The sequence below is a fragment of the Oscillospiraceae bacterium genome (assembly GCA_015068645.1).
Taxonomy (GTDB): Bacteria; Bacillota; Clostridia; order UMGS1840; family UMGS1840; genus SIG452.
In genome coordinates this window covers 1-12,213 of record SVKD01000001.1, presented here as the reverse complement: position 1 = coordinate 12,213, position 12,213 = coordinate 1, and the positions used below count along the sequence as shown (strand labels likewise).

Genomic DNA, 12,213 nt, shown 5'->3' with positions numbered 1-12,213 from the left:
TTTAAACTAAATAATTCTGAAGCCGTCCACCAGAACACATCTTCTCTGACGGGTGAAGCTTCTTGCGGAGGTAATACCTTCGCCGGTGGGTCCTGCGATGGTAAAGGTGGTGTGACCTTCACCGCCTGCACCGATACCTGCATAGGAAGGTGCATTTTTTACAAAGATAGTGGTTTCCACTTCTCTTGCAAATTTGGTTAAGTTATCAATGTTTTTGGAATGCATATGAGCACTGTGACGGTTGCCGTGTTCGTATTTCACGCCCAAACGGATTGCTTCGTCAACATCCTTTACAGACACGATGGGTAAAATCGGCATCATCAATTCTTCGGATACAAAGGGATGATCTTCGGTGGTTTCCATAATGATCAGGCGGGTATCTTTGGGAGCATCGGTAATACCAATTGCTTCTAAGAACAGGTTTGCATCTTTACCAACCCAATCTTTATTGAGCATCAATTTACGTTTCGGTCTGTCGGAGCATCCTTCGCCCTGTTTGCATTCTTCCACAGTTAATGCAACATTTACTAATTTATCAATATCGGATTTATTTTTCAGCAAGTATGCACCATTCTGAGTCATATAGTGAATCAGCTCGTCTTTGATACTTTCTACAGCAAAACACTCTTTTTCTGCAATACAGGGCAGATTGTTATCAAAGCTTGCACCTGCAACGATATCTTTTGCCGCTTTTCTGATGTCGGCAGTTTCGTCTACAATTACGGGCGGGTTTCCTGCACCTGCACCGATTGCTTTTTTACCGGAGGAAAGCAGTGTTCTAACAACACCGGGGCCACCGGTTGCCACCAACAATTTAATGTCGGGGCATTTAATCATAGCGTCAGCAGTTTTCAAGGTAGGTTTGGTAACAGATACTACCACATTTTCAGGACCACCTGCTTCTAATACTGCACGGTTGATTAAGTCTACCGCATAGTTGGAAGTGTTGATTGCTCTCGGATGAGGATTAAATACAACACAGTTACCGCCTGCCAACATCCCAATGGAGTTACAAAGAACAGTTTCAGAAGGGTTGGTAGTAGGAGTGATACTTCCGATTAATCCAAAGGGAGCCATTTCCACTAAGGTTAAGCCCGTATCACCACTGTATGCTCTAGGCTGTAAATCTTCGGTGCCGGGAGTTTTTTCTGCAACCAGAGTGTGTTTGATGATTTTATCAGTCACTCTGCCCATACCGGTTTCTTCCACGCCCATTTTAGCCATGGTTTCGGCTTCTGCCATAATTTTTTCTCTGATTTTGGTAATCATGTTTTCTCTCTGTTCTACAGAGTAGCCACGAAACAGTTTATAAGCTGTTTTTGCTGCTTCCAATGCTTCTTCCATGGTGGAGAAAACACCTTTATATTTACCGGATGCTTTCGGAGCGGCACCTTTGGCAGCCATTCCTTTAATTACCTGTTCAACAATGCTTGCAATCTGTTGTTCGTTCATTTTGAACACATCCTTTCTTTATTCATTCACTTTCGTAATGTTCTGAAAAACTTCTTTGGCGTAAGCTGCCAATGCGGTATCTTGTTCTAAACTTCCGCCACTGACACCAAAACCACCTACGATCACATCATTTATGATGAGAGGAATTCCCCCACCAAACACTACCAATCGGCTGTCTTGATGCTGGATTCCATAGAGAGAATCACCGGGTTTGGTGAGTCCCGCCAATGTTTCTGTGGGCATTTTCAAGCTGACTGCTGTGTATGCTTTATTCTGAGCCACATTGATACTTGCAATATATGCATCATCATCACGTAGCATCGCCATCAGGTTTCCACCACCGTCACAAACGGCACAGACAACCTTAACGCCCATTTCTCTGGCACGACTGATTACCGTCTGGCAAAGATTTTCTGCCAGTTTCATATTGAACGTGCCATCATTTGGCTTATCATATATAATGATTTTTTCATCCTTTGGTACATAGAGCTGATCCTGATACCTTGCTAACACATAAAGCAAATCGGATAATCTGTTAAAATAAGATAACTCCTCTTTTTTCACCAAAAACAATTTGGAAGCTCTTACCGCTTCTCGTTCTACTCGGCGGGCAACGGTTCGTGCCACATCTAAGTGAGCACCACCTTTTGTCTGTCCGCTGATGGTGAATTTACCATCACGAGTAATTTTTGCCGAAAAGGCATCAATCAATTTTTCCAGTCGCAGAGTTGCCTGCTTGGTGTCAAATGGTTGACTACCTGCAATCGAACCCATCAGTAAAATGAATTCTTTTTGCAGAGCGGTGATTGTATCACCAACCACTTCAATAGATTCGGTTTTGGCAAGTCCTAAGTGGGATGAAAGCTCGTCGATCGTACCAAGCAAATCAAATAAGACGTAATCCTTCGGATATCTGGTATTTTTAAAATTTCCGGAGTATCCTTCGTCTCCTTTTTTGGTATAAATCAAACGCTCTCACCTCCCAATCTCATCTGTTTGGAATACTGACCTAACACAAGGCCAGCTGCAACTGCGGCTCTGGGACCGAATTTTCCTAACACATTTCCCCGGCCTGCCACAATATTATATTTGGAAAGTGCCTCATTGATGAGGTCGGGCACTTCAAAATCCAAAGCACTACCGCCTACCATAACCACAAACTGAATGTTTCTTAAGTTTCCGTCAGGTGCGATTTTAGTTAAAGCTTTCAGTGCGTTTTGCACAAATACTTTTCGTTTTGCTTCCTTTCGGATTACTGTAATCTGTTCCATTGTCAGATTCTTTTTCCGAATGGGAATCATTTTATCTTCGGTGAGAATTACAACTCTTTTATAAAGTTCGGGAGGTAACTGCTCCTTGGTGAATTTTACCGTCTGGTCTTCAAAACGGAGCATATTGAAGGTTTCTACCCTTGCTAAGGGGTACCTCTTAATCAGTTCCGCCGTGTCTCGGTCAGACAAAGCAAGTTCCAAATCAATGATGGTGGTAACCATCTCTCCTGCCCCTGCAGTATGCACGCTTTTGATGTTTCCTTGTTGATCCATCAAAGCAGCATCGGTAGAGCCGCCGCCCAAATCTAAAATCGCTAATGGTGTATCTGCACCGGAAGTTGTTAATGCACCGATAATTGCATTATCTGCCTCTTTTCCCATAATAGAAACGTTTACACCGATTTCATCGGTTACCACGTCTGCAATCTGCTTCATGGGAAGATGTGAGGTTTTTACCATAGAGGAAAGCATCACTACACTTTCCATGGCATATTCATTTGCCAAACCGCCGGACACCTTCATCGGTGCTAAGGTATCGGTTGCGGAAAGGTCAGATATTTTAATGGAATCTGCCATTTGACCGGTTAAGTCTGCCATACGGCGTTTAATCCGTTCAAAGGAGTTTCCCGTGTTTGTGTTTTTTTCACCGGCAATATCAAAAATATCGCCACTTTTTAAAACGGTTTCTGTAATCTTATCTGCTCCCTGAGAAACAGGAACACTGAAATCACCGCCGGTTCCGTAAATATAAATATTACCAACCGGAATTTCCTGAGTTTTTACGCCGCCTTCATCATTATTGATGACAACGCCGGACCGAAGTCCGATTAAACTCTTGGAAATGGGAATGACGCTTTTGGTTTCTTCCGGCGTCAATTTGAAGATTCCTGCAATTCCGTAAGGATTAGATAACACTTTGATGGTGCCTGATTCGGATGCAACTTCAACGGCTGCCAATTTTCCAAAGGGAATTTTTTCAATCTGCATCACCTCATCCACAATCGGTAAGGTTACACTAAGACGGTTTGCAATCAACACGCCGTCATCTTTTTTACAGATAATTCCTGTTACGGAAATTCCGTCATCAAAAGCACGGTTAATCAATTTTGCCGCTTCTTCAAAGTCCACAGATGCATCTACCACTGCGATGTAATCGTCAGTTTTATTGCAAAGATGCAACGACTTTACATCGTGAGTATACCCTACGCCAATTCCATTACCGCCAGGAGTATCAGGATTATGCCCAATCATCACGGAACCAATAATGGTGGTCTGGGAAATCACGTCTGTGGATAATTCAGAAATAACGGGAGTTGCTTCGTTAATGAGCACTTCGTCAATTTCCGAAAGCGATAAACCTGCATCTTTTGCTCCTTGCTTTAAGGCAGCAATCACACCCGTTTTATTTTCTCGTGTTCCTTTCACACCTGTGGTGGGAATCATAGCATAGGAGAGAAAATCACAGTGGCCGTCACGTACTCTCATCAGCACCGCTTCGGTTGTGGAGTTTCCGATGTCAACACCGGCAACAACGTCACGATTAGCCATGATTTTTTCTCCTTTCTTTTTGCTATTTTATAATAAAATGTTGCGTTTTTCGTAAACCTTAGCGGTTTCTTCCACCAAATCGGCGGTAATATTTGCCTGATATTTGGTACGAAGCTCATTTGCAATATCTAAGAGTTCCTGCTTAGTGGCACGGTTGGGACGAAGCTTGTCATAAATCCTTAACACTTCTTCATCGGGAACACGAGTCAGCTCAGCAGCTCTTCTCATATTACCTGCAAACTGTTTTTTGCCTGCTTTTTCAGCAATTTCTGCCTGCATCAGCAAGGTGTCCGCATTGGTTTTAAAATCCTCATGGATTACTTTTCCCTGAATCACATTATCAAAGGTAATTTCGGAAAAAGGTTTCCCGGTTTTGGATTTTAATAAGTCAGGATGATTTTTTGCCAAGGGATAGGTGTAACCACCACTTGAAGAAACGTTTCCGCCTTTCATATCCTGAAGGACTTTTTTAGTCAATTCATTAGCAATTTCATCCGCAGTTTTTTCTGTTTTTTTCGGCTGAGGAGTTTCAATCTTTTTGAGAATTTCATTGACCTCAGAGCTTGAAATCCCACCGTTTCCTGTTTCTGCCTGAATTTTTTCGGCAACAGCTTTTACAATTTCAGAAATATTTACATCCATCACTGTCACCCCTTAAAATTCAATGTTTAAAGCGACCGGCGGTTTCTTATCTACCACATTTTCGGTTTCCTTAATGTGTAAAAGTGCCGCTTTCGCCTGGAATTTAGGACGTACCATACAATCATTCATCACGCTGATGGGTTCCGGAGACTGTCCTTTTGCATATCTTGCCGCATTTTTACCGATTTTACGGTAAATTTCTAAAGTAATGAGCGGCGCCTGAGGGAATAATTCCAGATTGGTCAGCGGGAATAAATCCTTCTGATGAATGGTGGTGGTCCCTTTGGACTGAATCCCAACGCCAATGCCGGAGCCGGAATATTTAGCCGCGGTCAACGCGATAAAGGCAACGTCGGAAGTGTGATACACCCGGATAAATCTGGGGGTCATTCCCTCTTCTTCTACCCCTGCCGCAATTTCACGGACCAAATCATAATGGCTCACGCCTGACATGGTTTCAAACATATCTTTGGAAAAGGAAGCACCCAGACCGATTACCACTTCGGAAGGGCTTACTCCTTTGGGAGCATCGCCGTTTTCGGTGATGGTCAGTCGTTTTCCGTTTGATTTGGAAACAGTTTTCGGCTGCTCAGATACAACTTCCGCATTCTGAATCGCTGCCATAACCTGTCTGGTAACTTCTTTTATGAGTTGTTCATTATATTCCATACTGATACCACATACATTTTTATTTGATTTTGAAAACTTAAAAATGCACTAATCCTTTCTTTTTATTTTCTAAATAACGGTAGGATCTAAGGTATCCTTAATGTTTTTGATTTCTTCCCAACGTTCACCGGAAACACGGTAGCCGGTACCGGGTCCGTTGTAATCGTTCGGATGGTTCACGGAGCTTAATACACCGAAATCCTTATCTAAAATGGATGCAGTTTGCAGATAGTCGGCAGATAAACGTTGTTTTAACATGTTAAATACCGATACTGCCACATCGTGGAAGCCTGAATTGTTCAGTGCCTGCACAATGTCTACACCTGTGATATCGCCATCTACTAATTTCTGAGCAGCGGCTAAATCTTCATTGACATTACGTTTTGCAGTAATATCTTTGCTGCCGTGAGCATAAACGGCTTGTTCTACCTGTTCGTCAGTTACTTTGGGGAATCCCAAACAAGCAAATACTGCTTGTACTGCTTTTGCAGCTTTCATACGAACTTTGATGACATCTTCTTCCGATACAGGACGAAGACCGCCGTCAACTTTCAAGTCACGCTGCAGGACATTATAATCATCAAAGTCTTCCGCATCAAAGTTTGCACCTGCAAACATATTGTCATAGTTGGGAATGGAGCTGTATCCGGAGAAAATGAAGTCAGTTCCGGGAAGCATCTGCATTAACATTCTTGCAGTTCTTCTGATATCACTGTGAGAGAAGGTCTGGTCATTACCGGAAGCAACTTCCAAACCAAGCTGAGCAGCAACCAAGTTTTCTGCCAGCACACAACGGATACCGGAAGGCACAGAGCCCGTGATACCGATACAACTGATTGCACCATTCTGAGTGCCCTGTACCCCTGCTCCCTTGATAACCAGAAGACAACGGATTTCCAGATAAAGCATAGATTTCTTTTCTGCATTTCCCATCAGAACTTCGGAGCCTGTACCGGAGGTACAACGCATCTTCATTCCGCGAGAAGCATAGGCAGATGCTAAAAATGCTTTAGAATAAGGGGTGTCGTCCCCGTCAATAAATACTTTCTCGGTTCCATATACGGAAATGGTTTCCGCATAGGTGGTAAACCCTTTCATACCAAGCTTCAATTCCACAGCTTCTTCTACCCCACACTGGGATAAAACGCCGGGACGTCCAACCTGAGATCCGATGAAAAGACCAACTGCGCAAAGGGGTGCATACCGGGCAATCCCTACGGTGGTTTCGGTTTCGTCAAAGCCTCGGAAGGTTGCTTCTGCGGCATCGCAGGCAATCTGCACCGGGTTATCGTCTAAGTTGGTGACGTGACATTGGTTAGAAGGAGTTTTTCTTTCTCTCATTTTCTGCATTGCCATCATCATTTCAACCACGTTCATGTGGTTCATGATTTCTTTTAGCTTTGCAGCGGTCAAACCGGAGAACAATTTTTTTAGCTCTTTATTATCGGTATTGATATCGCACAAATCTCTGGCATACTGCAAACTATCAATCGCCATGGCTTTTTCTGCAACAGATAAGTCAATGGCATGATCTGCAATAAAACTGTCGATAAAGTCAAACTCTTCACGACGTTTACCATCCATTTCCACGATGATACCGTTTTCGATTTTCAAAGAGGGCTTGGGATCATATTTGGAATCCATGGCAACAAAGCCAACTTCTTCCCATTCCTTCATAAACCCATCTTGATGGACAGGTCTTTGCCCCAGCACTTTAAATCGATTGGATTTCATAAGTGTTCACCATATTCGTCCTACGAAAATACAAACGGTATTCCGGTCAGACCTTTCCTTTCTATTATATATAATAGTATAGCGAATGAATCAAATGGATTATTTGCCCATTGCTGCCAGAACTTTCTGGGTGATTTCTGCAACCAGAGCTGCATCCGGGTTATCTTCTTTTTTCGCCAGTCTCTGTGCTTCTTTACATTCAGGAGTTCCGTTCTTTTCACATTTTTTGCAACCGGGATGTTTGCCGGGTACTTTAAACTGTGCTCTCACCTGCATTAATTTATCAATCTGGTCACAGGTTAATTCCTGTTCGCCACCTAATAATCTTGCATTTAAGGAAATCTTAGCATAGAATTCCAAGGTTTCCATTTTGAAGTATGCGTTCATTAAGGAGTTACCAACGGTTAATGCACCGTGGTTTTCCAGTAAGAATGCATCGTAGCTCTGTAAATGTTCGGAAACTGCATCCGGAATTTCATCGGTAGAAGGAGTACCGTATTTTGCAATCGGAACAGTACCTAAGAAAATGATTGCTTCGGGCATGGTGTATTTATCCAGCGGAACACCTGCGATAGCAAAACCGGTAGCCGTGGGAGGATGAGCGTGAACAACTGCTCTTACGTCCGGTCTTTCTTTATATACTCTTAAATGCATTTTTAATTCGCTGGAGGGTTTTAATTTTCCTTCCAGAACTTTACCTTCTCCGTCAACCTTGATGATCATATCAGGAGTCATATAACCCTTGGATACACCGGTGGGAGTTGCAAAAAATACATTGTCGGAAATTTTCACTGTAATATTACCGTCGTTAGCGGCAACGAAGCCGTTCATATAAATTCTTCTGCCGACTTCACACATTTCTTTTTTGATTTCGTACTCGTTCATCATAGCCATAATCAAAAACCCCTTTTTCTGTGTTTATTTTTGTTTTTGTCTGTATTATACTCTTTTTTTTTGTTTTTGTCAATAGCTTTCCACATTTTTTTTCGGATTTTGAACAGTTTTTTTCAAACCTAAATAAACCATTGGAAATACAGCATTTTCACAATATGGAAGCAAACCTTCTTTTTGGTTGGTTTCTTAAAATTTTCCACATATATTTATGCATTCAAACAGAACCTCTGCTTTATTTTGTTTTCTGTCCGTTTTCAACAAAGAAAAATCCATAATTTACAGCTAATTTGCTAAAAAAAGAAAAACAGAAGCAGAAATAACATCCATAGTATTTCCAAAATCCACAAAATTCATAATATAAAATCCAACAAAGGTATATTATTTCGCTTTTTGGAAACAATGAAACAAAGGAAGTGATATAATGTTTCCGCCTTACTATTATGAATACCGAAAAAAAAGAAAAAAAAAGCGCATAATGATCTGTTCCATCGTATGTTTATTGTTACTGTTGACACTGGTTATATGTTTTACTCCATTTCCCATGCCTGCAACCGAAGTTTCAAAATCCACATCATCCACTAAGTTGTTACGAACCGCCACTCTTAAGCTCACCACCTTATATTCTTGTGGACATCAGCAGAGCAGATTACTCCCCATCCCGGAACAATTACGAGGGAAAACACAAAAAGATTGTCACTCGTTTCATCCAAATTGGCATATCATTCGATTTGAAGAGAATGTAATTGAAGCGGAAGAAAAATCAGATTCAGAATGTGATGAACATTTTCTGTTAACTCTCGCAGACAATAAAATTACAGTAACCAGAAAAAACACACCCGATGAAATCATAATGGAAGAAAAAATCAACTCTACTGTGCTGACCGAAGAAGATAAAAAAATCCTCTCTTCCGGAATTTCCGTAAACTCAGAATATGAACTTTTAGAGATTTTAGAGTCCTTCCGATAAGCACTTTGGTGATTATCATCATATTTTTTGTCGGAATTTGTAAAAATATCACAATGCGAAACTTTTATTCGAATATTTTTTTGTAAATCTTGGAGAAAAATACTTGACATTTTTATAAATTTATGCAATAATAACTGTATAATTTATAAAAGGGATTATTCTGTCTTATGGAAATGGATTCAACACTCATCGAAAAAGCGAAACAATTAGACGAAAAGGCGTTGGAAGAAATTTTCCTGGAACTAAAACCTTTTATTCGCACAATGGCATTCAAATATTTTTTAAGCGGAGCTGACAGAGATGACCTGATGCAAGAAGGTATGATCGGTTTGTTTCAAGCAGTAAAAAGCTACGATGCAAACAAGGAAGTCCCCTTTGAAATATTTGCTAAACGTTGCATTGTGCTTCGTTTAAAAACAGTTATCAAAAACTCTCTCAGAAAAAAGCATGCACCTCTGAATCAGTCTGTTTCCATTGAAGCTGATGAAACTATATGGAAAGAGCTGAAAACAGGTGGCCCTGAAGAAGCCTTTTTTGACAACGAAGACTTTCATATGCTCAATGAAAAACTGAGAGAAGTGTTAAGTAAATTTGAACTTTCGGTACTTTATCTTGTAAGTTCCGGTATGACCTACAAAGAAATTGCAACTGTCCTTGGTAAAACGCCAAAATCAATTGACAATGCTTTGCAGAGAATTAAAAAGAAGGCAGCGCCCCTGTTTCTCTAAACTGCCCCCGCAACGTCAAAAGGTCCGGTTCAATCCCGCAAAGGCTAAAAAAAATTTTTATATATTTACTAAGGAGAGTATCCCCATGTATCAAGACGAAACTTTAATCTGTAAAGACTGTGGTGCAGAATTTGTATTCACTGCAGGTGAACAGGAATTCTACGCTGAGAAAGGTTTCCAGAACAAACCTTCCAGATGTAAAGATTGCAGAACTGCAAGAAAAGGAGCAAAAAGAGAACTGCACACCGCTGTTTGCGCAAAATGTGGCGGCGAAGCAAAAGTTCCCTTCATCCCCAGAGATGATAAACCTGTATATTGCAGCGCATGTTTTGAAGAAATCAAAGCTGCTGAATAATTTCATAAACGAAAAACCCGAATGCAAAAGCATTCGGGTTTTTGTTTCTAATGATATGATACCTTGTGCTTACGTTAATAATAACAAGCTATTTCACCACTAATATCAACAGCAATTTTTGTGAACAATTCTTCTGTATTATTAGAATATATAAGATAGTTCATATGGTGATGTGGGTTAATAATAATCTCTAATTCCGGTATAACAATTACATATTCTGATACCCCTGAAAAAGCACCAATACTAATTCTATCACACCAATTTAAAATTTCTGTTTTGTCCATCTCTATTGCACAACTTGTATTAATTTTTAAGCCTAAGGAATTCAGTAATTTTTTAAACTCATCATAGATATCTTTGCACACATCATCATCAATAAATTTAAGCTTATACCTTCCATTATAGCGGGATGCAACATAACACTTCTCAAATTTTCCTTTTTCTATAAAAGTTTTTAAAAAGTCTACCATTTCTTTTGCGTCAAAGAAAAAATCAATATATGATGGACATTTATTCTCTGTCTCTTCACAAAAATGCATAGTGAATCTATCCCAATTGTTTTTATGATACACATCAATACATTTTTCCTCCGAATCCATCGATATATTTAAACTTTTTATCACTTTTTCATAATCATTTCTGGTTGTAGCATTCATGTTATCCCTCCATTCCCTTTCGCAGAATTATTGCGACACACAAGGTTTAGATGCAGCCCTTTTTCGAGGTAGCTCGTGTCAAGTCAGGAGAACAGTGAATAATAGGACCTACTAACTTTCCTCTATTTTTTCACTGGATTTTTCTTAAACACTTTTCCTTAGAACCTACAGGAATAAAAGATTTTCCTGCTCCCGATATGTAAATATTATTTATCGGCAAACTATTATATTAAATTTAGCAATTATCTACAGTGCAGAATTTATGTCCATAATTAGCTTCTGCGCATATTCTATATACTTATCTTTGAGTTTCCCATTTTCAAAAGTTATTCCTACCTTTCCTTTAATACTCCTATCTTTTTTGTCTCTAATATCATCCTCTACTAATGTTATAAACTTATAATTGTTTTCCGAAAATTTCTTAGACAACATTTCAGCTTCATTGCTTTTGTCACCATCTAAAATTACAACAACACGTTTATATCCTAAATCTTTAAACAGATATAAAAAGGCTTCCATCTTTGGAGCACCACCAACGCCCCACCCAAAAAATGTCCCTTCTATTTTTATTTCCAATTCTTTTGATATTCTATCTAAAATCACAACATCCTCTTGTCCCTCAACAAGTATTATACCATCATCAAGAAAGAATACTTCATTTGCATCCAATCCAAGAGTATGAGGATTGTTTATATCATTTAATATCCCCTTAAATTGTTTTCGACAGTTTTCAGAAATACTAAAACAAACTGAATTTTGATTATCTTTTGTTACACGGATAAGATTTGCATTATTCGTAATCACATTCCAATTTATAAAATATGGAGAATGCGTACTTATAATTATTTGTCGCGTTGTAGAATACTCCAGAAATATCTCCATTAATTTTTTCTGTAATCTTGGGTGTACCGAAAGCTCTGGTTCATCAACAACTATAGTTTCATTACTCTTCGAATCGAAAAGTGCTGCGCAGATTGTAAAAATACTCCATATACCATCGCCAACACCTTCGCTACTATGCGAAATACCATTTGTAGAATATTTTATATAATATTGCCCACTATCTCTCTGTTCTATTGTCCAGGAAAAATCGTTTCCTAACACTTTAGACAAAATAAGATCGAATTCATCTTTTTGTTTTTCTATTTGAAAGATGCGAGCTTCAAAATGTTTTAATGATGAACTTCTTTGATTATCCAACATCTGAGAGTGTGAAATAAACAAGTCTTTATCCCAAGTGGATTTTGAAAACTCGAAAGGAACTGACCTTCTAGATTGCAAAACATAGTATTGTAGA

Annotated in this window: 12 protein-coding genes; 3 read left to right on the top strand and 9 right to left on the bottom strand. The window is 39.7% G+C overall.

Annotated elements, in window-relative coordinates; translation table 11 throughout:
* Window positions 1-6: 6 nt before the first annotated feature.
* The 7 genes from E7413_00060 to E7413_00030 form a co-directional block, all read right to left on the bottom strand.
* The gene (locus tag E7413_00060; GenBank protein ID MBE7018259.1) at window positions 7-1,452 is read right to left on the bottom strand and encodes an aldehyde dehydrogenase EutE; all 1,446 of its coding nucleotides are present in this window, start codon (window positions 1,450-1,452) and stop codon (window positions 7-9) included.
* An 18-nt stretch (window positions 1,453-1,470) separates the two neighbouring features.
* Window positions 1,471-2,421: a cob(I)yrinic acid a,c-diamide adenosyltransferase gene (locus E7413_00055; protein ID MBE7018258.1), complete on the bottom strand. Its 951-nt coding sequence runs from the start codon at window positions 2,419-2,421 to the stop codon at window positions 1,471-1,473.
* Entirely contained in the window at window positions 2,418-4,271 is a 1,854-nt protein-coding gene (locus E7413_00050) for a diol dehydratase reactivase subunit alpha (protein ID MBE7018257.1), read from the bottom strand. The genes E7413_00055 and E7413_00050 overlap by 4 nt, the downstream gene beginning before the upstream one ends.
* Before the next feature lie 27 nt (window positions 4,272-4,298).
* A complete protein-coding gene (locus E7413_00045) occupies window positions 4,299-4,913 on the bottom strand; it encodes a diol dehydratase small subunit (protein ID MBE7018256.1) in 615 nt (204 codons plus the stop codon).
* Between the two features lie 12 nt (window positions 4,914-4,925).
* Window positions 4,926-5,582 (bottom strand): propanediol/glycerol family dehydratase medium subunit, encoded by a 657-nt coding sequence (locus tag E7413_00040; protein MBE7018255.1) that lies wholly within the window; start codon window positions 5,580-5,582, stop codon window positions 4,926-4,928.
* Between the two features lie 69 nt (window positions 5,583-5,651).
* Entirely contained in the window at window positions 5,652-7,316 is a 1,665-nt protein-coding gene (locus E7413_00035; protein MBE7018254.1) for a propanediol/glycerol family dehydratase large subunit, read from the bottom strand.
* A gap of 99 nt (window positions 7,317-7,415) precedes the next feature.
* A complete protein-coding gene (locus E7413_00030) occupies window positions 7,416-8,204 on the bottom strand; it encodes a class II aldolase/adducin family protein (protein ID MBE7018253.1) in 789 nt (262 codons plus the stop codon).
* Window positions 8,205-8,631: 427 nt separating this feature from the next.
* On the opposite strand from E7413_00030, the gene E7413_00025 reads away from it, so the two are divergent.
* The 3 genes from E7413_00025 (at window position 8,632) to E7413_00015 (ending at window position 10,260) form a co-directional block, all read left to right on the top strand.
* Window positions 8,632-9,177 (top strand): hypothetical protein, encoded by a 546-nt coding sequence (locus tag E7413_00025; protein MBE7018252.1) that lies wholly within the window; start codon window positions 8,632-8,634, stop codon window positions 9,175-9,177.
* Window positions 9,178-9,344: 167 nt separating this feature from the next.
* A complete protein-coding gene (locus tag E7413_00020) occupies window positions 9,345-9,905 on the top strand; it encodes a sigma-70 family RNA polymerase sigma factor (GenBank protein MBE7018251.1) in 561 nt (186 codons plus the stop codon).
* 85 nt (window positions 9,906-9,990) lie between these two features.
* Window positions 9,991-10,260: a zinc-binding protein gene (locus tag E7413_00015; GenBank protein ID MBE7018250.1), complete on the top strand. Its 270-nt coding sequence runs from the start codon at window positions 9,991-9,993 to the stop codon at window positions 10,258-10,260.
* 74 nt (window positions 10,261-10,334) lie between these two features.
* Here E7413_00015 and E7413_00010 read toward each other — a convergent pair whose 3' ends face one another.
* Both E7413_00010 and E7413_00005 read right to left on the bottom strand, forming a co-directional pair.
* Entirely contained in the window at window positions 10,335-10,916 is a 582-nt protein-coding gene (locus tag E7413_00010) for a hypothetical protein (protein ID MBE7018249.1), read from the bottom strand.
* A 246-nt stretch (window positions 10,917-11,162) separates the two neighbouring features.
* Window positions 11,163-12,213: hypothetical protein (locus E7413_00005; GenBank protein MBE7018248.1), on the bottom strand; the 1,051-nt coding region annotated here is incomplete at its 5' end.